Below are 22678 nucleotides of genomic sequence, written 5' to 3'. Positions count from 1 at the left end.
CGCCGTGTGCGGACGGAGCTCAGCCCTTGACGGACCCAGCGGTCAGTCCACGGACGAAGTAGCGCTGCAGCGAGAAGAACACCAGCAGCGGCACCGTCATCGTGATGAACGCACCGGCGGTGAGCAGGTGCCACTCCTGACCCTTGTCGCCGATCAGGTCGCGCAACGTGATCGTGACGACCTCGTTGTCACCCGCCCCGAGGAAGATGAGCGCGACCAGGAGGTCGTTCCAGACCCAGAGGAACTGGAAGATCGCGAACGCTGCCAGCGCGGGCACCGACATCGGCACGATCAGCCTCCAGAAGGTCTGGAAGTGGGAGGCCCCGTCGATCTCGGCCGACTCGATGATCTCGTGCGGCAGGGTCGCCATGTAGTTGCGCAGGATGAAGACCGCCAACGGCATCCCGAACGCCGTGTGGGCCAGCCACACGGCGAGGAAGGTGCCGTTGAGGTCGTAGCTCCCGAACAGGTTGAGCAGCGGCACGAACGCCACCTGCAGCGGGACCACCAGCAGCCCGACGATCAGCATGAACAGCACGTTGCGCCCCGGGAACCGCATGAACGTGAACGCGTACGCAGCGAACGCGGCGATCATGATCGGCAGCACCGTCGCGGGGACGGAGACGACGATCGAGTTCACGAAGGCGTTGGCCATCCCACTCTCGAGGACCTGGGAGTAGCTGTCCAGCGTCCACTGGGAGAACGGGTCGGTGATGACCGTCCACCACCCCGAGGACTTCACGTCGGCCTCGTTGCGGAACGAGGAGACCAGCAGTCCCAGCGTCGGGATGAACCAGAGCACGCACAGCAGGAAGATGCCCACACGGACAGCGACACTGCCGAGGGTGAAGCTCCTCATCAGCGGGCCTCCTGCTTCTTGAACTGACGCATCTGGTAGATCATCACCGGGATCACGGCGACCATCAGGACCACGACCACCGCGGCCGCGCGACCGGCGTCACCGAACTCGAAGAGCTCGAGGACGAAGGTATTGGCCAGCACCGAGGTGCCGGACCGGCCACCGGTCATCACGTAGACGATGTCGAAGACCTTCATCACCAGGATGAGGATGGTCACGAAGACCACGATCACCGTCGGCCAGATCTGCGGCACGACGACCTTGAAGAAGATCTGGACCTCGCTGGCCCCGTCGATGCGCGCCGCCTCCACGGTGTCGTCGGGGACACCCTTGATCGCCGAGGAGAGCAGCACCATCGCGAACCCGGCCTGCAACCAGATCATGATGACGATCAGGAGCAGGTCGTTGAGGTTTCCGGTCTGGATGCGCAGCCAGGCGACCGGCTCGAAGCCGAGGCTCGTCGAGATCGCCGAGAGGAGACCGATCTGCTTGTCCCCCTGCGCGAACCTGGTCGCGTAGACGAAGCCCCAGATCGTGCTCGCCCCGACGAAGCTGATCGCCATCGGCATGAAGATGACCGACTTCGCGACCCGCTCCGGGAACGCCTTGAGCTGGTCGGCCAGCACCGCCACGAGCAGGCCGACGATGACGCTGCCGACCGGGACGATGAGGATCCAGAGCAGGTTGTTGACCAGCGTGCCGATGAACTCGTCGTCTCGGAAGAGCGAGGTGTAGTTCTCGAACCCGACCCAGTTGATGCTGTTGGCATCGGCGAAGCTGTAGATCACCGTCATCACGGCCGGGTAGACCAGGAACACGGTGACCACCACGATGGCCGGGCCGATGAAGACGTACGGCTTGACCCGCCTCTCCCACTTGCCGGGCAGCAGGCCCGAGAGGAAGTTGAGCACCCAGTAGAGAGCTGCGGTGCCACCTACCCCCAGGACGATCGCGAGCAGGCCGTTGACGATCTTCAGAAACGGATCATCGCTCATCCGCGCCAGCTCTCCTCGATCGCGTCGGCTGCCTCCTGAGCGCTCTTCTCACCTCCGACGTAGGCGTTCATCTCGCTCCAGAACGTGCCGGCGCCCACCTGTGCCGGCATCAGGTCCGAACCGTCGAAGCGGAAGGTGTCCGCGTCCTGCAGCAGGGTCGCGATCTCGCCGAACATCGGGTCGGCGTAGTTGGAGTTGTCGAACTCCGTGCTCGGCGAGAGCCAGCCGCCGGCCTTGGCCCACTCGGCACCGAAGTCGGGAGAAGCGAAGAACTCCATCAGCTCCACCACGTCGGTGTCGTTGGTGAAGGCGGTCGCCATGTCACCGCCGCCGAGCACCGGGTTGCCCTCGAAGCCGCCCTCCATGTTGCCCGGCAGCGCGAAGACGCCGACGTTGCCGGCCAGGTCCTGCTGGACGTTCTTCGGGAAGAAGGTGGTGATGAAGTTGGCCTGGCGGTGCATCTCGCAGCCCGGCTTCGCGTCGAACAGCGGGAGCGGGGAGTCGCCGAAGGGCTCGCTCAGGGTGCCGTCGGCCCCGCCGCGTACGTTCTTCGGCTTGTTGATGATGTCGCCCATGGTCTCGATCGCCTGGACGATCTTCGGGTCGTTGAAGGGGACCTTGTGGTCGACCCAGTCGTCGTAGAACTCCGGGCCTTCCTGGCGCAGGACGATCTCCTCGACCCAGTCGGTGAAGACCCACCCGGTGTCGGCACCGGCCTCGGCGCCGAGGCACCACGGGGTCTGGCCCTTGGCGATGATCTGGTCCTGGAGCGTCATCAGCTCGTCCCACGTCGTGGGCGCCTTGTAGCCGGACTGCTCGAAGTTCTTCGGGGTCCAGACCAGCGACTTCATCGAGACGCGGATCGGGACGCCGTAGGTCTTGTCGTCGATCTCGACCGAGTCCATCAGGCCCGGGATCATCGTGTCGTCGAGCTTGTCGACGTCGATGAGATCGTCCAGCGGGAGCGTGTCACCCGACTCGGTCAGGTCCCCGACCAGGCCCGGCTGCGGGAAGAGCGCGATGTCTGGCGCATCGTTTCCGTTGACCTTGGTGCGGATCTCTGTGGTGAAGTCCGTGGACGGGGTGTAGGTGACCTTGATCCCGGTCTCGTCGGTGAACGTCTTGAGAGCCGCGTTCAGGCCGACCGCCTCACCCTCCGGGATGGCGCCGAGGATCTGCAGGCTGCCATCGCCCTTCTCGGTGTCCCCCGCGTCATTGCTGCCACCGCCACCGGGAACACCACAGCCGGTCACGGCGAGCAGACCTACGGCCACTGCTCCGATTTGCCACTTTCGCACGTGCATCTGTTTGCACCCTCCATCGTCGTTTGATCCACGGAGTCGTGCCACGCAGGCCGCGTCGGGTCCACGAGGCAGCGCCTCGTTATGTGATCTACGTAACATTAGTCGCTACGGTCCATCGATGTCCCGGGGAAATTGTCGAACACTCACCCGAGAACGCGCAGGAGGATACCTCTCAGGCACTCCGGCACCAGGACGACCCGCCAGCCCGGTGTGGCTCCGGCGGCGGAGTTAGGCCAGAATCAGGGCCCAAATGAACTATCCGCACCCTCCCCATCAAGGCCCCGGTCACGGGTCCCACCACCAGCCTCGCGACCCCCTGGCCGTGGCCGGCCGGCTGGCGGCTGTCATCTGCTCCATCCTCTTCTGGCTGATCGGGGCGATCGCCGTGGTCGCCGCCGCCATCGGTATCTTCCGGGCTTTCGGCGGCGACGTGGCCTGGCGCACGGTCGGCATCTGGGCCGTCGCCGGTCTCGGCTGCTTCGCGTTCTCGTGGATCGTCGCCGCGCTCGGCCGGATCGGGCTCGACGACGAGCCGATCGGTTCGTGGCGCGTCGCCCCGTTCGAGCTGGCTCGGATCCTCTACCGCAACCGCTGACAGGTCGCACGACAACGGGCCGTACGTCGCGCGAGCCCGCGCGGCGTACGGCCCGTTGTCATGGGGTCTAGACGGGCGTCTTCTCCGTCGCGGCCGCGGGCGGCGCGGCGTGGTCGTCGACCATGGTCGTCTCGTCGAACGGGTCCTGACCGTCCAGGACACGGTCGAGCTGGCTGTGGTCGATGGTCTTGGTCCAGTGGCCGACCAGGACGGTGGCGACCGAGTTTCCGGCGAAGTTCGTCAGCGCACGGGCCTCGGACATGAACCGGTCGATACCAACGATGAGCCCGACCCCGTCGACCATCTCCGGGCGGTGGGACTGGAGCCCGCCGGCCAGGGTCGCCAGGCCCGCACCGGTCACCCCGGCGGCGCCCTTGGAGGCGATCATCATGAACAGCAGCAGGCCGATCTGCTCGCCGATGCTCAGCGGGTCGCCCATCGCGTCCGCGATGAAGATCGAGGCCATCGTCAGGTAGATCGCGGTGCCGTCGAGGTTGAAGGAGTAGCCCGTGGGGACCACGACACCGACGGTCGCCTTCTCGACACCGGCGTGCTCCATCTTCGCGATCAGGCGCGGCAGCGCGGACTCGGACGAGCTGGTGGAGAGGATAAGCAGGAACTCGCGGGCGAGGTACTTCAGCAGCTTGAAGAGGTTGACGCCGGTGGCCAGCTTGAGGATCGCGCCCAGGATGCCGAAGACGAAGATCGCGCAGGTGACGTAGAAGGCGATCATGATGACCGCGAGGCTCTTCAGGGCGTCGATGCCGGTCTCCCCCACGACACCGGCGATGGCACCGAAGGCGCCGACCGGGGCGGCCCACATGATCATCGCGAGCACGCGGAAGATGAGGTTCTGGATCGCGGTGATCGCGGTGAGGATCGGCTTACCCGACTCCCCCATCCGCTGCAGCGCGAAGCCGACCAGCAGTGCCACTAGCAGGGTCTGCAGCACGATGCCGGAGGTCAGCGCCGAGAAGAGCGAGGTCGGGATGATACTGAGCAGGAAGTCGGTCGTGCTCGCGTGCCCCTCCGAGGCAGCCTCCTGGCCCGCACTGGACGCGTCCGAGCTGATCTGGAGGCCGGTGCCCGGGTCGATGATGTTGCCGACGATGACACCGACCGCCAGGGCGACGGTGGACATCACGATGAAGTAGATCAGCGCCAGGCCACCGACCTTGCCGACCTTGGCCGCGTTGGCGACCGAGCCGACGCCGATGACCAGGGTGCAGAAGATGATCGGCTGGATCATCATCTTGATCAGGTTCACGAACGCCGTGCCGATCGGCTTCAGCTCCACCGCGAACGAGGGGGCGATCAACCCGACCAGGATGCCAAGGACCACCGCGGCTATCACCGCGATGTAGAGATAGTGTGTCCGGTCCTTCTTGGGTCTTGTCTCAGTGGTGGTCGTAGTCATCGATCCTCCTGGTCCGCTGTGTCCTGCCCTCTGGGCAACTCGGGCAACTCTCCGGCAGAACGTGATGACCGTCACTGTTGTGTTCGTTGTGTTCGTGGCCGCCATCGCAACGAGGCGACCGCGGTGGGTGAGAATGAGGTCGTGACCCGCGTCCACCCGTTCCGCCCCCGCGTTCTCCGCGATCGGCCGGTGGCGCAGCAGGTTCTGCTCCTCCAGTTCGGCACGGTGCTGCTGCTCGTCGTCACCGGCATCCTGATGGCCTCCTACGACGCCCAGCGCGACTCCTACAGCCGCGCCACCCAGCGCGCGGTGGCCGTCGCCCAGACCGTCGCCGACTCCCCTACCGTCCGCACGGCGCTGCGCAGCGGGCACCCGACGGCGACCCTGCAGCCCTGGACCGAGGAGGTACGCAGCGACACCGACACCGACTTCGTCGTGGTGATGGACCTGGACCGCACCCGCTACACCCACACCGATCCGCGACAGATCGGCGGAAAGTTCGTCGGCGACCTCGGCGGCGCGCCCGAGGGCAAGGTCTTCACCCAGCAGTACACCGGGACGCTCGGCCCCTCGGTCCGGTCGGTGGTGCCGGTCGAGGCCGGCGACGACGTCGTCGCGCTCGTGTCGGTCGGCATCACGGTCAGCGACATCAACCGCGGGCTCAAGCGCGACGTCGCGATCGTGCTGCTGTGCGGCGGGCTCGTGCTGGCCGCCGGGCTGATCGGCGCCTGGCTGCTGAGCCGGCGCCTGCACCGGTTGACCCATGGCATGGGCGAGCGCGAGCTGGCCCGGATGTACGAGTACTACTCCGCCGTCCTCCACTCGGTCCGCGAGGGTCTGCTCCTGCTCGACGGGGAGGGGCGAGTGCAGCTGGTCAACGACGAGGCGCGGCGTCTGCTGGCACTGCCGGACGACGTCATCAGCACCCCGATCGAGGACCTCGGCCTCGCGCCCGGGCTGGTCGCCGCCGCCCGCGGCCGCACCGCCGAGTCCGACGACCTCTACCTCGCCGGCGAACGGATCCTCGTCGTCTCCTCGGCCCCGGCTCTGTGGGACGGCCGCGAGGTCGGCGCCGTGGTGACGCTGCGCGACCACACCGAGCTGCGCTCGGTGACCGGCGAGCTCGAGGTCGTACGCCGCCTGACCGAGTCGCTCCGGTCGCAGAACCACGAGGCGGCGAACCGGCTCCACACGGTGGTGTCGCTCATCGAGATCGGCCGGGAGCAGGACGCGGTCGAGTTCGCCACCGAGGAGCTCCAGGTCGCCCAGCTCCTCACCGACCGGGTCGTCGGCGCGGTGGAGGACCCGGTCGTCGCCGCCCTCCTGCTCGGCAAGTCGGCCGAGGCGGCCGAGCAGGGCATCGAGTTCCGCATCGTCGGCGACGTGCCACCGGGCACCGGCATCCCGCCCCGCGACCTGGTGACGGTGCTGGGCAACCTCGTCGACAACGCCTTCGATGCCGTCTCCGGCTTCGAGTCCCGCCAGGTCGAGGTCCACCTCACCGGCGACGACGACGCTCTCACCGTCCGCGTGGGCGACAGCGGCCCAGGCCTGGACGACGCCGACGCGGCGCGCGTCCTCGACCGCGGCTGGACGACGAAGGCCGAGCCCGGCACCGGCCGCGGCCTGGGCCTCGCGCTGGTCGGCCAGATCGCCCGACGTCATGGTGGCGAGGTCACCATCGGCCGCTCGCACCTCGGCGGTGCCGAGTTCACCGTCACGCTCGGGACGGAGGCGGTCGCATGAACGTGAAGGTGCTGGTCGTCGAGGACGAGGCGCTGGCAGCCGAGGCCCATGCGGCGTACGTGGGGCGGGTCTCGGGCTTCGCCCTGGCCGGGATCGCACGGTCGGCGCGCGAGGCGGTCCGCGCGCTCGACGCGGCACGCGACGCGGGCAACCCGGTGGACCTGATCCTGCTCGACATGAACCTGCCCGACGGGCACGGCCTGGGGCTGCTCAGCAGGCTGCGTGCCGCCGGCCACCTCTGCGACGTGATCGCGGTGACGGCGGCGCGCGACACGAAGGTGGTGCGGCAGGCCGTCGTGCAGGGGGTCGTGCTCTACCTGCTCAAGCCGTTCACGTTCGCGACCTTCCGGGACAAGCTCGAGCAGTACGCCGACTACCGGGCCCGGCTGGACGCCGCCCCCGAGGAGGTCGTCCAGGACGAGGTCGACCAGCTCCTGGGGTCGCTGCGGCCCACCGGAAGCACCCCGCTGCCCAAGGGCATGAGCGCGGAGACGCTGCGGGCCGTGACGGCCGCGCTGCGCGAGGCCTCTGGTGACCTATCGGCGAGCGAGGTCGCCGCGGTGGTCGGCTCCTCGCGGGTGACCGCACGGCGCTACCTCGAGCACCTCGCCGACAAGGGCCTGGCCGGGCGCGGGGTCCGCTATGGCCCCAGCGGCGGCCGGCCCGAGGTCGGCTACTCCTGGCTCGGAACCGGACGACAGGCCTAAATGGTTCGCGCCCGGGGTGTGCCGCCGGGCAGAGTCGACGTCCATGACCAGCAGCGATCTGTGGACCCGCGAAGACGCCGAGCGCTACGACGACCCCGACGGCTGGGTCAACTCCGCCGAGGTGACCGGGCCGGTGGCCCGCTTCCTCGCCGAGCTCGCTGACGGTGGCCCCGCCCTCGAGCTCGCCATCGGGACGGGCCGGATCGGCGTGCCGCTGCGGGAGCTGGGCGTGCCGGTCACCGGCATCGAGCTGTCCGAGCCCATGGTCGACGTCCTGCGGCGCAAGGTCACCGCGGAGGAGATCCCGGCTGTGGTCGGCGACATGGCCTCTGCCGAGGCACCCGGGGTGGGGACGTACTCGTTGGTCTATCTGGTCTTCAACACGATCGGGAACCTGCGTACGCAGGAGGAGCAGGTCGCCTGCTTCGCCAATGCCGCTCGTCATCTAGCGCCGGGCGGGCGCTTTCTGGTCGAGGTCGGCGTGCCAGGGCTGCGGCGACTTCCTCCGGGGAGCCCGGCGATCCCGTTCGACGTCTCCCCCGGACACCTCGGGTTCGACACCTACGACCTGGTGACCCAGCAGGCGATCTCGCACCACTTCACCCGAGAGGCCGACGGCCGCTTCCGCTACGGACAGCACAACTTCCGGTTCGTGTGGCCCTCAGAGCTCGATCTGATGGCACGGCTGGCCGGGATGACGCTGGACGCGAGGTACGCCGGCTGGGACCGCGCCGCGTTCGGCAGCGACTCGACGAGTCACGTGTCGCTCTGGCGCAAGCCGGAGTAGCGCTGGAACTCCCAGGCGAGCCGGATCGCCTCACGGACGGCTTCAGGCGCGGCGCGGTCGAGGTAGGCCTCGATCTTGTGGTGTGCCTCCAACCTCGGCGGGAGCCCGAAGGCGTCGGGCCAGCGGTCGATCAGCTCCTCGCGCCGATCGATCGGCACCCGGACCAGCAGCGTGGTCGCGTCGAGGTGCCGCGCGACCAGGCGATCGTGGACGTACCAGCCGCGCGGCTTGAGGCGGCAGCCGTCCAGGGTCGCCACATAGGCGTCGACCTCGTCCGGAGTCATGCCTCCGGAGCGTACGCCGCCCGCCACCGCTCCGCAGCCACCTGCGCGGCCTCGCCGATCAGCGCGGCCAGCTCGGGGCGGTCCGGGACCGGGAACGAGGTGTAGGCGCTGCGGCCGCCGTCGACCGGACGGCCGTAGGCCTTGGCCGCGAGACGCCCGTCGGGCAGGAGACGTACGTTGAGGGTGCTGAGCCGGAAGACCACGTCACGGCGGGTGTCCGTCCACTGGAGAGCCTCGGGCACGGCGACATTGATCGCCAACGCGCTGACTTCGACCTCGTCACTCGTCACGGGGCAGAGTCTAGGGCTGCCACAGCCCGATCTCCGCCGCGAAGCGGGCGGCGATGAGCTCGATCACGCCACCGGTGCCGAGGAGCGTCCTGACCTCCTCGGCGGACCCGCCGCCGCTGTCGCACAGGGTCCGGAGCCTGACCAGCTCGGGTGCCAGGGCCGGTTCGATCTCGCTCCAGCGGGTGAGCGCCGCGAGCCGGTCGGTGGTCCAGGTGCCGTCGGAGGTGGGCACCGTGGCCGTGCCGTTGGCCACCGAGCCGTAGACGTGGACCGGCACCTCCGGCGGGATCCGGCTCAGGACGTACGCGAGGACCGGCTCGTACGCCGGCGGCACCCGGTCGCGGCGCGCTCCCGTGACGATCAGCCCCTCGGAGGTCACACCCTCGCGCGGGTCGGCCATCGCGGTCAGGTGAGGCGGAGCGCCATCTTGGACTCCGTGCGCGGGTCACCCTCGGGGAAGGGCTGCGTCTCACCGGTGAGCTCGAAGCCGAGGCGTTCGTAGAGGCGGCGCCCGGACTCGTTGCCGTCGACTACCCACAGGGTCAGCACGGAGGCGCCGTCACGACGCGCCCAGCCGGCAACCGCCAGGATGAGCCCCTCGGCGAGGCCGTGGCCACGCGCTTCGGGGGCGAGCCACATGTTGATCAGGTGGTGCTCGTCGTCATGGATGATCCCGGCGGCGAGGCCTGAGGGATTCTCGCCGAGCCAGGCGATGTAGGCGGCACCGGAGGCCGCCCACAGCCGCCAACGCTCGTCGGGCCAGGTCACCACCTCGTCGTAGGAGGCCCAGAACGCACGAGGAGTGTCCTGGAGAGCCGCGAGGCGCACCTTCTTGAGCGCCGGCCACTCGTCCTCGACGACGACACGCACCTCCGCCGTCGGGACCACCTTCTCAGGGGCCCCGACGCCGGGGATCGAGCTGGGTCGCTTCGGAGCAGGCACGAGCTCAGGCGAGGTCGAGACCGGGGTACAGAGGGAACTTCGCGAGCAGCTCCGCCGCAGCGGCCTTGGTGTTGTCGGCGACGGAGTCCTCGATGGCGTAGGAGGCCTTGGACGGGCCGCCGGCCTTGGTGGTTCCCGGCGTCGTCTTGGAGAGCACGTCGACGATGAGCTCGGCGACGCGGTCGAACTCGGCGGCACCGAAGCCGCGGGTGGTCAGCGCCGGGGTGCCGAGGCGGATGCCCGAGGTGTACCAGGCGCCGTTGGGATCGGAGGGGACCGAGTTGCGGTTGGTGACCACGCCGGAGTCGAGCAGAGCCGACTCGGCCTGGCGGCCGGTGAGGCCGAAGCTGGTCACGTCGAGCAGGACGAGGTGGTTGTCGGTGCCGCCGGTGACGAGCTTGGCGCCGCGCTTGAGGAAGCCCTCGGCGAGCGACTTGGCGTTGTCGGCAACCTCCTGGGCGTAGACCTGGAAGCTCTCCTGCTTCGCCTCGGCGAAGGCGACTGCCTTCGCGGCCATGACGTGGCTCAGCGGACCGCCGAGCACCATCGGGCAGCCGCGGTCCACGCTCGGGGCGTACTCCTCGGTGGCCAGGATGAAGCCGCCACGCGGGCCGCGCAGGGACTTGTGGGAGGTCGAGGTGACGACGTCGGCGTAGGGAACCGGGTTCTCCTCGCCCTGGAAGACCTTGCCGGCGACGAGGCCGGCGAAGTGGGCCATGTCCACCATCAGGGTGGCGCCGACCTCGTCGGCGATGTCGCGCATCTTGGCGAAGTTCACCCGGCGCGGGTAGGCGGAGTAGCCGGCCACGATGATGAGCGGCTGGAACTCCTTGGCCTTGGCACGCAGCGCGTCGTAGTCGAGCAGCCCGGTCTCCGGGTCGGTGCCGTACTGGTTCTGGTGGAACATCTTGCCGGAGATGTTCGGGCGGAAGCCGTGGGTGAGGTGGCCACCGGCGTCGAGCGACATGCCCAGCAGGCGCTGGTTGCCGAGCTCGGCGCGCAGCGTCTCCCAGTCGGCCTCGGAGAGCTCGTTCATGTTCTTGACGGCCATCTTCTCCAGCCACGGGCCCTCGACCCGGTGGGCGAGGATGGCCCAGTACGCCGTCAGGTTGGCGTCGATGCCGGAGTGCGGCTGGACATAGGCGTACTCGGCACCGAAGAGCTCGCGAGCATGCTCGGCGGCGATCGACTCGACGGTGTCGACGTTCTGACAGCCCGCGTAGAAGCGGTGACCGACGGTGCCCTCGGCGTACTTGTCGGAGAACCAGGTGCCCATCGTCATCAGCGTGGCGGGGCTCGCATAGTTCTCGCTCGCGATCAGCTTGAGGCTGGCCCGCTGGTCGGCGAGCTCCTGCTTGGTCGCCTCGGCGATGCGGGGCTCCACGGAGGCGATGACCTCGAGGGCTTGGTTGTAGGCAGAACTCACAGTGCCTGAATTCACCGGGGCAGACAGATCGCTCATGGGTCACAGCCTAGTCAGCCGCGCGGACGAGAGCAGCATCGTGGTCACCCGGTGCGTTGCGTACGTCCTCTATCACCGTCCGCGGGAATGAGTGACTGCTCAACCCGGTTAAGAGACCGTGACCAGATGGTGACCTCGGCCACACCGCCCGCGTGAACAAGCGGGAACGTCCCACATAACGGACCGATGTCTCATATATCGGGATTCCAGATTGCGTGAGGGCCGTCCGCTACCTGAGACTCCTTGACATGGTCACTGCTGCAACACATGCGCACCTCGTGGTTCGACGCCACGTGGACTATTGCCGCATCCGCAGCTCGATCTGTTGGCGCCACTGACGCCCAGCGCTCCGCATCCCACCGCGTCGAGCCGCTGGCCCGCCGCCCGACAGACATCCCGGGCGCCCGCCGCGAGCACGTCCCTGCTCCGCCGTGCGTCCACGACCGACGCAAAGGTTCTCTGACATGAGCGACAACCGGTTTCAGGCCAAGCGCGCCACCCGAACCGAGATCCCCCGGCCCAAGAAGGGCGAGGGTCAGTGGGCCCTCGGCTACACCGAGCCCCTGAACAAGAACGAGGAGTCGAAGAAGAACGACGACCCGCTCAACGTTCGTGACCGGATCCTCTACACCTACTCCAAGCGCGGGTTCGACTCGATCGACCCGGCCGACATGCGCGGCCGCTTCCGCTGGTTCGGTCTCTACACCCAGCGCAAGCCCGGGATCGACGGCGGCAAGACCGCCATCCTCGAGGAAGAGGAGCTCGACGACCGCTACTTCATGATGCGGGTCCGCTCCGACGGCAAGCTCCTCTCCCCGGCCGCGGTGCGCACGCTGGGTCAGATCGGCGTCGACTTCGCCCGGGACACCGCGGACATCACCGACCGCGAGAACATCCAGTACCACTGGATCGAGATCGAGAACGTCCCGGAGATCTGGTCGCGCCTGGAGGAGGTCGGGCTGCACTCGACCGAGGCCTGCGGTGACTCGCCGCGTCCGTTCCTCGGCTCGCCGGTCGCCGGCGTCGCCGCCGACGAGATCATCGACGGCACCTCGGCACTGCGCGAGATCGAGTCCCGCTACCTCGGCGACCCCGCGTTCTCGAACTTCCCGCGCAAGTTCAAGACCGCGCTGACCGGCCACCCCTCCCACGACGTGGCGCCCGAGATCAACGACATCGCCTTCGTCGGCACCGTCCACCCCGAGCACGGCCCGGGCTTCGACGTCTGGGTCGGCGGCGGTCTGTCCACCAACCCGCGCCTGGCCGAGAAGCTCGGCGTGTGGGTGCCGATCGACGAGGTCGCCGACGTGTGGGCCGGTGTGGCGGGCATCTTCCGTGACTACGGCTACCGCCGGCTCCGCTCGCGGGCCCGGCTGAAGTTCCTGGTCGCCGACTGGGGCAAGGACAAGTTCCGCGAGGTCCTCGAGAACGAGTACCTCGACCGTCAGCTCGTCTCCAACCCCTCCCCCGAGTCGCCTCTCGGCCACCGCGACCACGTCGGCATCCACGACCAGAAGGACGGCAAGAAGTACGTCGGCCTGGCACCGATCGCCGGGCGCATCTCCGGCACCCACCTGGTCGAGCTCGCCGGCGTCATGGAGAAGTTCGCCGTCGAGGGCGCTCGGCTCACTCCGTACCAGAAGATCGTGCTGATCGGTGTCGACCCGGCGGTCGTCGAGGACCTGATCGCCGACCTGGACGCGATCGGGTTCTCCGCCCGGCCCTCCAACTGGCGCCAGAACACGATGGCCTGCACCGGGATCGAGTTCTGCAAGCTCGCGATCGTGGACACCAAGGACCGCGCCCGCGACCTGATCGCCTCGCTCGAGTCGCGCTTCCCCGAGCTGGACGCCTCGATCACCGTCAACGTCAACGGCTGCCCCAACGCCTGCGCGCGGACCCAGGTCGCCGACATCGGCCTCAAGGGCCAGCTGGTCCTCGACGAGGACGGCAACCAGGTCGAGGGCTTCCAGGTGCACCTGGGCGGCGCGACCGGACTCACCGCCAACTTCGGCCGCAAGCTACGCGCGCACAAGGTCACCTCGACCGGGCTCGACGACTACATCTCGGCGCTGGTGGTCAACTACCTGGCCGACCGCACCGAGGGCGAGACGTTCGCGGCCTGGACCGCACGGGCAGACGAGGTGCTGCTGCGCGGCGAGAAGACCTTGAGCGAGGTGCCCGCATGAGCGAGCGAGCCGGCACCCCGTTCCACTGCCCCTTCTGCGGTGAGACCGACCTCTGGCCGCACGAGGCCACGCGCGGGTCCTGGGAGTGCCACGCCTGCCTGCGGGCCTTCCAGCTGAAGTCGCTGGGCCAGATCGCCCGGCCCGAAAACTCTCGTCCTGAAATCTCTCGGAACGTCACGAAGGAGGCGCACGCATGAGCATCAGCACTGCAGCCGCCCGCGCCAACCGCGCAGTGGACACCGAAGGACGTACGCCCGAGGAGCTGCGCGAGATCGTCTCCCACTGGGGGGCCGAGCTCGAGCTCGCCCCGGCCGAGACGATCATCGAGTGGGCCGCCGCCACCTTCGGCGAACGCTTCGCGATCACCTCCTCGATGGGTGACGCGGTCCTGGCCCATCTCGCCTCCAAAGTCGTACCCGGGATCGACGTGGTCTTCCTCGACACCGGCTACCACTTCATCGAGACGATCGGCACCCGCGACGCCGTCGAGGCGACGATGCCGGTCAACCTGCTGACGATCACGCCGGTGCAGACCGTGGCCGAGCAGGACGCGGCGTACGGCAAGGACCTCTACCGCACCGACCCCGACCTGTGCTGCGCTCTGCGCAAGGTCAAGCCGCTCGCCGACTCGCTCGCCTCCTACGACGCCTGGGCCACCGGCCTTCGGCGCGCGGAGACGAAGAACCGGGTCATCGCCCCGGTCATCGGCTGGGACGCCAAGCGCCAGAAGGTCAAGGTCTCGCCGATGGCGCGATGGTCCGACGAGCAGGTCGAGCGATATATCGAGGACAACGGAGTGCTCGTGAACCCGCTCGTCTATGACGGGTATCCCTCGATCGGCTGCGCGCCGTGCACCCGCCGGGTAGGCCCCGGTGAGGACCCGCGCAGCGGGCGATGGGCCGGCACCGGCAAGACCGAGTGCGGCATCCACGCCTGACGGCCACTCCACCACACACAGACTTTCCGACCTTTCCCCGCAACACCCGAAGGATGAAGACAATGGCAGCTCCCGCTCTGGTAGCCCTGGCTCACGGCAGCCGCGATCCGCAGTCCGCCGCGACCATCAACGCCCTCGTTGCCGAGGTACGCGCCCTGCGCCCCGACCTCCGCATCGAAGCCGCCTTCCTCGACCACTCCCGGCCGCGTTTCCAGGCCGTCGTCGACAAGCTGGTCAAGGCCGGCCACGACGAGATCGTCGTCGTACCGCTCCTGCTGACCGAGGCGTTCCACGCCCGCGTCGACGTCCCCTCGGTGATCGCCGAGGCCACCGCGCGCCACTCCGGCCTGCGCATCCACACCAGCGAGATCCTCGGCCTCGAGAGCGTCTTCCTACAGGTGCTCGACGAGCGCCTGCGGGCCTCCCTGAAGGACGCGCGAGTGCGTGAGCTCGACGCCCTCGTCCTGGCCGCCGCCGGCTCCTCGGACTCGCTGGCCAACCAGTCGGTGGCCCGCCTGGCCCGGATCTGGGGTGCCCACCACAAGCTGCCGGTCGTGGCTGCGTACGCCTCGGCTGCTCCGCCGGCCACCGGCGAGGCCGTCCGTGCCTTCCGTGCCGAGGGCCGCCGCCACATCGCCGTCGGCATGCTCTTCCTGGCGCCCGGGCAGCTGCCCGACCGCGCCAAGGAGCTCGCCCTCGAGGCCGGCGCCGTCGCGGTCAGCGACCCGATGGGCGCCCACCCCGAGGTCGCCCGCACCATCCTGGCCCGCTACGCCGTCGGCGCCGTCGAGCTCGTCCCGGTCTGACCCACCCCGCGCCGAGTCGGCGCATCTTGACATCAACCTCCGCCGAGTCGGCTCGTCATGACGAGCCGACTCGGCGGGTTTGTGGCCGGGGCTGGAATAGGGCGCGTAGGGTCTTCGTTGTGGACAGTGAACGAAGTTGAGTTGATTCGACTCAACTTGTTTGCAACACTCGGCGGCGGCAGTCGCTGGGCGGCAGACCAACCAGTCTTCCGGGGCTCCCCGCCCCAGATGCACCACAGTCACATACACACAGCTTCAACAAGCGGAGGTAGCAAAGATGGCACGTGCCGTCGGTATCGACCTCGGGACCACCAACTCGGTCGTCTCGGTTCTGGAGGGTGGCGAGGCCACCGTCATCGCGAACGCCGAAGGCGCCCGTACGACGCCTTCCGTGGTCGCGTTCAGCAAGTCCGGTGAGGTTCTGGTCGGTGAGGTCGCCAAGCGCCAGGCCGTCACCAACGTGGACCGCACGATCAAGTCGGTCAAGCGACACATGGGCACCGACTGGAAGGTGTCCATCGACGACAAGGACTTCACGCCGCAGCAGATCAGCGCGTTCGTCCTGCAGAAGCTCAAGCGCGACGCCGAGGCCTACCTCGGTGAGACGGTGACCGACGCGGTCATCACCGTCCCGGCCTACTTCTCCGACGCCCAGCGCCAGGCCACCAAGGAGGCCGGTGAGATCGCGGGCCTCAACGTCTCGCGCATCGTCAACGAGCCCACCGCCGCCGCGCTGGCCTACGGCCTCGACAAGGGCGACGACCAGACCATCCTCGTCTTCGACCTCGGTGGCGGCACGTTCGACGTGTCCCTGCTCGAGATCGGTGAGGGTGTCGTCGAGGTCAAGGCGACCTCCGGTGACAACCACCTCGGTGGTGACGACTGGGACAACGCGATCGTCAAGTGGATGGTCGAGAAGTTCAAGGCCGCCAACGGTGTCGACCTGGCCGCAGACAAGATCGCCGCGCAGCGCCTCCAGGAGGCCGCCGAGAAGGCGAAGATCGAGCTCTCCTCGTCGCAGAACACCAGCATCCACCTGCCCTACATCACCCACGGTGAGTCCGGCCCCCTCCACTTCGAGGAGACCCTGACCCGGGCGGAGTTCCAGAAGATCACCGCCGACCTGCTCGACCGCACCAAGAAGCCGTTCGAGTCGGTCCTCAAGGACGCCGGTGTCGCCCTCAAGGACATCGACCACGTCGTCCTGGTCGGCGGTTCGACCCGGATGCCGGCCGTGACCGACCTGGTCAAGAGCCTGCTCGGTGGCAAGGAGCCCAACAAGGGCGTCAACCCGGACGAGGTCGTCGCCGTCGGTGCCGCGCTGCAGGCCGGCGTGCTGAAGGGCGAGGTCAAGGACGTACTGCTCCTCGACGTCACCCCGCTGAGCCTCGGCATCGAGACCAAGGGCGGTGTCTTCACCACCCTGATCGAGCGCAACACCACCATCCCGACCAAGCGCTCCGAGATCTTCACCACGGCTGACGACAACCAGCCGAGCGTCGAGATCAAGGTCGCCCAGGGCGAGCGCCCGATGTGGTCGGAGAACCAGCCGCTGGGCAACTTCGAGCTCACCGGGCTCCCGCCGGCGCCGCGTGGCGTGCCGAAGATCGAGGTCACCTTCGACATCGACGCCAACGGCATCGTGCACGTCTCCGCCAAGGACCAGGCCTCGGGCCGCGAGCAGTCCATGACGATCTCCGGCGGCTCCGCGCTGTCGAAGGACGACATCGACCGCATGGTCAAGGAGGCGGAGCAGTACGCCGAGGAGGACGCCAAGCGTCGCGAGTCCATCGAGATCCGCAACCAGGGTGACAGCCTCGTCTACACCACCGAGAAGTTCATCACCGACTCCGGCGACAAGGTCCCGGACGACGTGAAGACAGAGGTGCAGGCCGACCTGGACGCCCTGAAGAAGGTTCTCGAGGACACCGAGGCCGACAAGGACGCCATCCAGACCGCGATCACCAAGCTCGGTGAGTCCTCGCAGAAGATGGGTGCGGCCATGTACGCCGCCGCCGAGGCCGAGCAGTCCGCTGCCGGCGGTGCCACCGGTGCGACCGGCGAGGCCGACGACGACGTCGTCGACGCCGAGATCGTCGACGAGCCCGTCGAGGGTGAAGAGGGCGACAAGAAGTGACGAAGCGCCGCCCCGGCGGGGCGGAGGAGGCCGTCGAGGAGACGACCTCCAAGGCCCCGCCGCCCGAGACCGACCCTGAGACAGAGGCTGGCGAGGAGTCGACCGAGGGCTCCGAGGTGGACGCTCCTGAGGGCGACGCCTCGGACTCGGACGACGCCGCCGAGGCCGGATCCGACGAGCCTGACTCCGCCGAGGACGCCGAGGTTGCCGAGGACGAGGCGGACGAGGCCGACGACGAGGAAGACGACGAGGAGGACGTGATCGAGGACGACAGCGAGGTGGACTTCATGGGCGATGCCGCCGACGAGGTCGACAAGCGGGTCGCCGAGCTGACCACGGACCTGCAGCGTCTCCAGGCCGAGTACGTCAACTACAAGAGGCGGGTCGACCGTGACCGCGAGCTGGTCTCGCAGAACGCGACCTACAAGGTGCTCACTCCGATCGTCGAGGTGCTCGACACCATCGACCGTGCCCGTGAGCACGGCGAGGTCGACGGCGGCTTCAAGGCCGTCGCCGACCAGCTCGAGAAGATCGTGACCAACCTGGGTCTGAAGAAGTTCGGTGAGCCGGGCGACGTCTTCGACCCCAACCGTCACGAGGCGCTCAGCCACATGGGCACCGACCCGGAGGTCGAGGAGACCTCGGTCAAGCTGGTCGCCAAGGCCGGCTACATGATCGGTGACCGGGTGGTCAGGGCCGCGCAGGTCCTGGTCGTCGACCCGGAGTGACCAGGAGTGACAACGATGGGTGGCCGAGGCTGTCGGGACACCGACGGCCTCGGCCGCCGAGAAGAAGGGAGGAGGGGCTAGGTGGCTGAGAACGACGGGATCCGGCCGGACTGGATCAACAAGGACTACTACGCCGAGCTGGGTGTCAAGAAGGACGCTTCGGGCGACGACATCAAGAAGGCCTATCGCAAACTCGCGCGGGCCAACCACCCCGACTCCAACCCGGGCGACGACGCCAAGCACGAGAAGTTCAAGAAGGTCGCCGAGGCCTACGACGTCGTCGGCGATGCCGAGAAGCGCAAGAAGTACGACGAGGTGCGCACCCTCGGCGCCTCGGGCGGGTTCCCGGGTGGCTTCGGCGGCACGGGCGGTGGCCGCGGCTACAACTTCGACGACCTCTTCGGCGGTGGAGGCGCCCAGGGCGGCGGCCTCGGCGACATGTTCGGTGACCTCTTCGGTGGTGCCGGTGGCGCCGGCGGCGGCTTCGGTGGGCGGCGTACGGCTCCGAGGGCTCGGCCGATCAAGGGCGCCGACGTCGAGACGAGCGCCACGATCGGGTTCACCGACGCGCTCGAGGGTGTCACCATCTCGCTGCGGCTGACCTCGGACGCCGCCTGTCCCGACTGCAACGGCACCGGCGGCAAGCCCGGCACGAAGCCGCGGGTCTGCCCCGAGTGCGAGGGCGCCGGCTACGTCGTCAACTCCGTCGGCGGCGCGTTCTCGATGAACGAGACCTGCCCGCGCTGCGGTGGTCGCCAGCTGATCTACGATGAGGCCTGCCCGACCTGCCACGGCTCCGGCCGCGGCACCTCCGCGCGCACCATCCAGGCGCGCATCCCTGCCGGCGTCAAAGACCGCCAGCGGATCCGGCTCAAGGGCAAGGGTGCCGCCGGCGAGAACGGCGGCCCGGCCGGTGACCTCTACGTCACCGTGCACGTCACGCCCCACCGCGTCTTCGGCCGCAAGGACGACAACCTCACCATCGACGTGCCGGTCGGGTTCGACGAGCTGGCTCTCGGTGCCGAGGCCAAGCTGCCGACGCTCTCCGGCTCGCCGGTGACGCTGCGGATCCCCGCAGGCACCCCCAACGGGCGTACGTTCCGGGTCCGGGGCAAGGGGTTCCGGCGCTCGGACGGCACCGTGGGTGACCTGCTCGCGACCGTCGAGGTACAGATCCCGGCCGTGCTCGATGCCGACGCGAAGGCCGCCGTCGAGGCCTACCGGGCCGCGATGGCCGGCAAGCCCCTGCGTACGTCTCTTCTCGAGGAGTCATGATGAGCGACGGATTCGGCAGTCCGGCTCCGGATGCCGCGGTCTACGTGATCAGCGTCGCCGCGGAGCTGACCGGGCTGCACCCGCAGACGCTGCGTACCTATGAGCGGATGGGTCTGATCACCCCCGGTCGCACCGGGGGCGGCGGGCGGCGCTACTCCTTCCACGACATCGAGCTGCTGCGCTCGATCGCGGACCTGACCGCGGCCGGCATCGGCATCGAGGGTGTGCGTCGCATCCTCGCCCTCGAGCAGCACGTCGACGCCCTGCGTCGGCGCAACGAGGAGCTGCTGCACGAGCTGGCCGCGACCCGCGAGGCGCTCGCCCAGGCGAGGGCGGCGGCACCCGAACCGAAGGGGCCGGCCAGCAGGCTTCCTGCGGTTCGCCAGGCGCCGCCCGGACAGGCGATCGTGGTCTGGCGGCGTCAGCAGGGCTAGCACGGTTCCCTACTGATCGCTCGACAGATTTGTTGGCGAGTTGTGGGTTTCGGTTATAACCGATGTTGGTGCAATACCCGCATACTCATGAGTAAGCCGCGAGTGTCGGACCAACCCCCATATGGTCGGGGCACGCGCGGCGGACCCGGTGGAGCCGACCCGAGACGGACCCACCGGGTCCTTCCAATTTCGGTGGATGGTCGGAAGTGGTGCCCGGGGCGAGCGTCGCCCTGGACCAAGCCGGGGTGATCGGGCAGGATCTGAAGTGACGCCCGCGCCCGGCGCAGGCGATCTCTCCCGGGACTGGTGACTCGCGGCGCGTCTCGGCGCCGGTCGGTGTGTTTCCGGAGGAGTTTCACCGACGGAAGTTCAAGGGGTCCCGTGTCTAGCGTCGTCGACGTGCTCTCCGGGTGGGAGATCGACTGGTTCGCGTTCTGGTCGATCCCCGTCTTCACCGCCGTGATCGGTTGGCTCATCAACTGGTCCGGGCTGTGGATGCTCTTCTCCCCGATCCACTTCCACGGGATCACCGTGCCGGGGCTCAAGCAGATCGCCGGCTCGCTGCCGCGCAAGGTCCAGGAGATCCCGGGCATCCTGCGTGGCGGGCTCGGCTGGCAGGGGATCGTGCCGGCGCGGGCCGCGAAGATGGGTTCGATCGCCGTCGACCGGGCGCTGTCGCAGATGGCGACGGCCCGCGACTTCTACGAGCAGCTCGAGCCGGACAAGATCGCCGCCCACATCGTCGACGTCTTCCGTCCCGAGATCCCGTTCCTGGTCGACGAGATCATGTGGCGCGAGCACCCGCGGTTCTGGCGCGACCTGCCGCGGCCGTTGCGAGCGGTCGTGATCGAGCGGGTCCAGGACCGGCTGCCCGAGGTCGTCGGCGACGTGACGGTCGAGATCGGCAACCACATCGACCAGCTCTTCGACCCGAAGCTCATGGTGATCGAGAACTTCGAGAAGGACCCCTCGATCATCGTGCGGATCTTCAAGGACTTCGGTGCCCGCGAGCTGCGGATGATGGTGATCTTCGGGGCGGTCTTCGGGTTCCTGCTCGGCATCCCGGTCGCCGTCGTCGATCAGGCCTTCCACATCTGGTGGCTGCTGCCGATCCTCGGCGTGCTCGTCGGCTGGACGACCAACCTGCTCGGCATGCTGCTCATCTTCGAGCCCGCCGAGCCCATGCGGATCGGTCCGGTCAGGATCCAGGCGCTCTTCGCCCGGCGGCAGTGGCAGGCCTCCGACGTCTACGGCAAGCACATAGCCAAGGACGTGATCACCCTCGAGCACATCGGTGACCATCTCCTCAACGGGCCGTCCGGCGACCGCACCCGACAGATGCTGGCCGCGGCCCTCGAGCCGGCGGTCGACGCCGCCGTCGGACCGGCCTACGGCGCGGTCCGGGTCGCGGTCGGGACCCGGAGGTTCGACGCGATCCGGTCCTCGGTCGCCGAGCAGGCCGTCGACTACACCCTCACCCCGCTGCGCGACGCCGCCTTCAGCCAGCAGCAGTCGTGCAACATCCGCCGGCTGATCGCCGACCGGTGCCGCGCGCTGCCGCCGAGGACCTTCGTTGAGATGATGAGAGCCGCGATCAAGGAGGACGAGTGGCTGCTCTACGCCCATGGGGCGATCATGGGGCTGGCGGGCGGGTTTCTGCACGTCGCAGTCTTCGAATGGTGGAACGTGCTGTGAGCGCCCTCCACATCAACCCTGAGCCGACGGCCCGGCGGCCACGTCCGAACGAGCCGGCCGGCGAGCTCGTCGAGGGTCGTGAGGGGATGCACCGCATGCCGACACCGGCCCCGAGCGGCGGTCTGGTCGAGGACGCGGTGGAGGTCCTCCCGGGCCTGCTCAGGATCTCCGCGGTCACGGTCGCCCACACCGCGGGCTGGGGGCTGAGGACGTACGCCCGGGGGATGGGGCGGGTCGCGAAGGCGGTCGTCGACCCCGACGAGGCGGTCCGGCTCACCGAGGACGTCGCGGCCAACGCCCGCCAGGTGACCGCCCTCGCGAAGCGGGTCGCCACGGGCAACCCGGTCACCGGCCTGCTGGAACGGTTCGCGCTGCCGGCCGCCGAGGGTGCGAGGGCGGCGATGGAGGGTCGTGCCGCGCGGGTCAACGGAGTCACTCCGGGCACGGAGCCCGACCGGTTGCGACGGACCGGTGAAGAGCTGCTGCGCCGCTCACGCGACGTGTGGGACGAGAACGAGCGCCACCCGGCCTTCGTCGGCATCCTCGACGAGCTGGCCCCCGACGAGGCGCGCATCCTGGTGCTGATGCTCAAGGGCGGCCCGCAGCCGGCCGTCGACGTGGTCGAAGGTGGACTGCTCGGCCAGCTGCGCGGCGCGCGGATGGTCGCCCGGGGTCTGACCATGATCGGAGCGCATGCCAGCGTGCGCTACCCGTCGCTGGTGCCGCAGTACCTCAACAATCTGACCCGGCTCGGTCTGGTCTGGCAGTCCGAGGACCCGGTCGGCGAGCTGGTCCGCTACCAGGTGGTCGAGGCGCAGCCCGACGTGCTCGCGGCGCTCCACACCAAGGGTGGTGGCCGAATCAAGCGACGCTCGATCCATCTGACTCCGTTCGGGCAGGACTTCGCCCGGGCCTGCTTCGCCGACGTCGAGGATCTCGACCAGCTGCCGGGCCATGAGGTTCCGCCCGGTGCGGCGACCGAGGCCCCAACCGATAGTCCAGCCGAATAGCAGACGCTTCAGGGTGTTTGCGTTCGCCTGTGGGTAGGGTACGCATACTGACGGTCTGGAACTCTGGCGGAAGGAGCTC

At 68.6% G+C, this 22678-nt stretch carries 23 protein-coding genes; 14 read left to right on the top strand and 9 right to left on the bottom strand.

Features of this window, described 5'->3' with window-relative positions; translation table 11 throughout:
- Positions 1–19: 19 nt before the first annotated feature.
- Genes ABZ796_RS04590 through ABZ796_RS04580 form a run of 3 tightly spaced genes read right to left on the bottom strand, consistent with a single transcriptional unit; the run spans position 20 to position 3152 of the window.
- Complete coding sequence (locus ABZ796_RS04590) at positions 20–859, bottom strand: carbohydrate ABC transporter permease (RefSeq protein ID WP_357334975.1); 840 nt, start codon at positions 857–859, stop codon at positions 20–22.
- On the bottom strand, positions 859–1854 hold the full coding sequence (locus tag ABZ796_RS04585; RefSeq protein ID WP_357334973.1) for a sugar ABC transporter permease: 996 nt from the start codon (positions 1852–1854) through the stop codon (positions 859–861). The genes ABZ796_RS04590 and ABZ796_RS04585 overlap by 1 nt, the downstream gene beginning before the upstream one ends.
- On the bottom strand, positions 1851–3152 hold the full coding sequence (locus ABZ796_RS04580; protein WP_357334971.1) for an extracellular solute-binding protein: 1302 nt from the start codon (positions 3150–3152) through the stop codon (positions 1851–1853). The genes ABZ796_RS04585 and ABZ796_RS04580 overlap by 4 nt, the downstream gene beginning before the upstream one ends.
- A 256-nt stretch (positions 3153–3408) precedes the next feature.
- Here ABZ796_RS04580 and ABZ796_RS04575 point away from each other — a divergent pair, with 256 nt between their 5' ends.
- The gene (locus ABZ796_RS04575) at positions 3409–3753 is read left to right on the top strand and encodes a hypothetical protein (protein WP_357334970.1); all 345 of its coding nucleotides are present in this window, start codon (positions 3409–3411) and stop codon (positions 3751–3753) included.
- Positions 3754–3820: 67 nt separating this feature from the next.
- Here the strand turns inward: ABZ796_RS04575 and ABZ796_RS04570 are convergent, their stop codons facing one another.
- Entirely contained in the window at positions 3821–5170 is a 1350-nt protein-coding gene (locus ABZ796_RS04570; protein WP_357334968.1) for a cation:dicarboxylase symporter family transporter, read from the bottom strand.
- Positions 5171–5293: 123 nt separating this feature from the next.
- Here ABZ796_RS04570 and ABZ796_RS04565 point away from each other — a divergent pair, with 123 nt between their 5' ends.
- From ABZ796_RS04565 to ABZ796_RS04555, 3 genes are read left to right on the top strand one after another with little or no spacing between them, the layout of a single operon-like run.
- Positions 5294–6916 (top strand): sensor histidine kinase, encoded by a 1623-nt coding sequence (locus ABZ796_RS04565; RefSeq protein WP_357334967.1) that lies wholly within the window; start codon positions 5294–5296, stop codon positions 6914–6916.
- Positions 6913–7623 (top strand): response regulator, encoded by a 711-nt coding sequence (locus ABZ796_RS04560; protein WP_357334965.1) that lies wholly within the window; start codon positions 6913–6915, stop codon positions 7621–7623. Before ABZ796_RS04565 ends, ABZ796_RS04560 begins: the two co-directional genes overlap by 4 nt.
- Before the next feature lie 43 nt (positions 7624–7666).
- Positions 7667–8410 carry a class I SAM-dependent methyltransferase gene (locus tag ABZ796_RS04555; protein WP_357334964.1) on the top strand — a complete coding sequence of 248 codons (744 nt, stop codon included), beginning with the start codon at positions 7667–7669 and terminating at the stop codon, positions 8408–8410.
- On the opposite strand, the gene ABZ796_RS04550 is transcribed toward ABZ796_RS04555, so the two are convergent.
- From ABZ796_RS04550 to ABZ796_RS04530, 5 genes are read right to left on the bottom strand one after another with little or no spacing between them, the layout of a single operon-like run.
- Positions 8380–8694 (bottom strand): hypothetical protein, encoded by a 315-nt coding sequence (locus ABZ796_RS04550; protein ID WP_357334962.1) that lies wholly within the window; start codon positions 8692–8694, stop codon positions 8380–8382. The genes ABZ796_RS04555 and ABZ796_RS04550 overlap by 31 nt on opposite strands.
- A complete protein-coding gene (locus ABZ796_RS04545) occupies positions 8691–8984 on the bottom strand; it encodes a hypothetical protein (protein WP_357334961.1) in 294 nt (97 codons plus the stop codon). Before ABZ796_RS04545 ends, ABZ796_RS04550 begins: the two co-directional genes overlap by 4 nt.
- A 10-nt stretch (positions 8985–8994) precedes the next feature.
- Positions 8995–9384, bottom strand: coding sequence for a hypothetical protein (locus ABZ796_RS04540; protein ID WP_357334959.1), 390 nt, complete (start codon positions 9382–9384; stop codon positions 8995–8997).
- A gap of 5 nt (positions 9385–9389) precedes the next feature.
- A complete protein-coding gene (locus ABZ796_RS04535) occupies positions 9390–9926 on the bottom strand; it encodes a GNAT family N-acetyltransferase (protein WP_357334957.1) in 537 nt (178 codons plus the stop codon).
- A 4-nt stretch (positions 9927–9930) separates the two neighbouring features.
- Positions 9931–11388 carry a glycine hydroxymethyltransferase gene (locus ABZ796_RS04530; protein ID WP_357334956.1) on the bottom strand — a complete coding sequence of 486 codons (1458 nt, stop codon included), beginning with the start codon at positions 11386–11388 and terminating at the stop codon, positions 9931–9933.
- Positions 11389–11852: 464 nt separating this feature from the next.
- On the opposite strand from ABZ796_RS04530, the gene ABZ796_RS04525 reads away from it, so the two are divergent.
- The 10 genes from ABZ796_RS04525 to ABZ796_RS04480 all read left to right on the top strand — a co-directional run bounded on the left by ABZ796_RS04525 (position 11853) and on the right by ABZ796_RS04480 (position 22599).
- Positions 11853–13577, top strand: a complete 1725-nt coding sequence (locus ABZ796_RS04525) for a nitrite/sulfite reductase (RefSeq protein WP_357334955.1) — start codon at positions 11853–11855, stop codon at positions 13575–13577.
- Positions 13574–13774, top strand: coding sequence for a hypothetical protein (locus tag ABZ796_RS04520; protein ID WP_357334953.1), 201 nt, complete (start codon positions 13574–13576; stop codon positions 13772–13774). The genes ABZ796_RS04525 and ABZ796_RS04520 overlap by 4 nt, the downstream gene beginning before the upstream one ends.
- Positions 13771–14514, top strand: a complete 744-nt coding sequence (locus ABZ796_RS04515) for a phosphoadenylyl-sulfate reductase (protein ID WP_357334952.1) — start codon at positions 13771–13773, stop codon at positions 14512–14514. The genes ABZ796_RS04520 and ABZ796_RS04515 overlap by 4 nt, the downstream gene beginning before the upstream one ends.
- 62 nt (positions 14515–14576) lie before the next feature.
- Positions 14577–15320, top strand: coding sequence for a CbiX/SirB N-terminal domain-containing protein (locus tag ABZ796_RS04510; RefSeq protein WP_357334950.1), 744 nt, complete (start codon positions 14577–14579; stop codon positions 15318–15320).
- A 277-nt stretch (positions 15321–15597) separates the two neighbouring features.
- A complete protein-coding gene (dnaK, locus tag ABZ796_RS04505) occupies positions 15598–17457 on the top strand; it encodes a molecular chaperone DnaK (RefSeq protein WP_357334949.1) in 1860 nt (619 codons plus the stop codon).
- Positions 17454–18185, top strand: coding sequence for a nucleotide exchange factor GrpE (gene grpE / locus ABZ796_RS04500; RefSeq protein WP_357334947.1), 732 nt, complete (start codon positions 17454–17456; stop codon positions 18183–18185). Before dnaK ends, grpE begins: the two co-directional genes overlap by 4 nt.
- A gap of 81 nt (positions 18186–18266) precedes the next feature.
- The gene (locus ABZ796_RS04495; protein WP_357334945.1) at positions 18267–19460 is read left to right on the top strand and encodes a DnaJ C-terminal domain-containing protein; all 1194 of its coding nucleotides are present in this window, start codon (positions 18267–18269) and stop codon (positions 19458–19460) included.
- Positions 19460–19894 carry a MerR family transcriptional regulator gene (locus ABZ796_RS04490; protein WP_357334944.1) on the top strand — a complete coding sequence of 145 codons (435 nt, stop codon included), beginning with the start codon at positions 19460–19462 and terminating at the stop codon, positions 19892–19894. The genes ABZ796_RS04495 and ABZ796_RS04490 overlap by 1 nt, the downstream gene beginning before the upstream one ends.
- Positions 19895–20275: 381 nt before the next feature.
- The gene (locus ABZ796_RS04485; protein WP_357334942.1) at positions 20276–21589 is read left to right on the top strand and encodes a hypothetical protein; all 1314 of its coding nucleotides are present in this window, start codon (positions 20276–20278) and stop codon (positions 21587–21589) included.
- Positions 21586–22599, top strand: coding sequence for an Abi-alpha family protein (locus ABZ796_RS04480; protein WP_357334940.1), 1014 nt, complete (start codon positions 21586–21588; stop codon positions 22597–22599). Before ABZ796_RS04485 ends, ABZ796_RS04480 begins: the two co-directional genes overlap by 4 nt.
- The last annotated feature ends 79 nt before the right edge of the window (positions 22600–22678 follow it).

The organism is Nocardioides sp. NPDC047086 (assembly GCF_040643685.1).
Taxonomy (GTDB): Bacteria; Actinomycetota; Actinomycetes; order Propionibacteriales; family Nocardioidaceae; genus Nocardioides.
This window is presented reverse-complemented; position numbering and strand designations above follow the sequence as displayed.

Coding starts and splice junctions, on each gene's coding strand:
- ABZ796_RS04590 (WP_357334975.1), bottom strand. CDS start 859: ATGAGGAGCTTCACCCTCGGCAGTGTCGCTGTCCGTGTGGGCATCTTC.
- ABZ796_RS04585 (WP_357334973.1), bottom strand. CDS start 1,854: ATGAGCGATGATCCGTTTCTGAAGATCGTCAACGGCCTGCTCGCGATC.
- ABZ796_RS04575 (WP_357334970.1), top strand. CDS start 3,409: ATGAACTATCCGCACCCTCCCCATCAAGGCCCCGGTCACGGGTCCCAC.
- ABZ796_RS04570 (WP_357334968.1), bottom strand. CDS start 5,170: ATGACTACGACCACCACTGAGACAAGACCCAAGAAGGACCGGACACAC.
- ABZ796_RS04560 (WP_357334965.1), top strand. CDS start 6,913: ATGAACGTGAAGGTGCTGGTCGTCGAGGACGAGGCGCTGGCAGCCGAG.
- ABZ796_RS04555 (WP_357334964.1), top strand. CDS start 7,667: ATGACCAGCAGCGATCTGTGGACCCGCGAAGACGCCGAGCGCTACGAC.
- ABZ796_RS04550 (WP_357334962.1), bottom strand. CDS start 8,694: ATGACTCCGGACGAGGTCGACGCCTATGTGGCGACCCTGGACGGCTGC.
- ABZ796_RS04540 (WP_357334959.1), bottom strand. CDS start 9,384: ATGGCCGACCCGCGCGAGGGTGTGACCTCCGAGGGGCTGATCGTCACG.
- ABZ796_RS04530 (WP_357334956.1), bottom strand. CDS start 11,388: ATGAGCGATCTGTCTGCCCCGGTGAATTCAGGCACTGTGAGTTCTGCC.
- ABZ796_RS04525 (WP_357334955.1), top strand. CDS start 11,853: ATGAGCGACAACCGGTTTCAGGCCAAGCGCGCCACCCGAACCGAGATC.
- ABZ796_RS04520 (WP_357334953.1), top strand. CDS start 13,574: ATGAGCGAGCGAGCCGGCACCCCGTTCCACTGCCCCTTCTGCGGTGAG.
- ABZ796_RS04515 (WP_357334952.1), top strand. CDS start 13,771: ATGAGCATCAGCACTGCAGCCGCCCGCGCCAACCGCGCAGTGGACACC.
- ABZ796_RS04510 (WP_357334950.1), top strand. CDS start 14,577: ATGGCAGCTCCCGCTCTGGTAGCCCTGGCTCACGGCAGCCGCGATCCG.
- dnaK (WP_357334949.1), top strand. CDS start 15,598: ATGGCACGTGCCGTCGGTATCGACCTCGGGACCACCAACTCGGTCGTC.
- ABZ796_RS04490 (WP_357334944.1), top strand. CDS start 19,460: ATGAGCGACGGATTCGGCAGTCCGGCTCCGGATGCCGCGGTCTACGTG.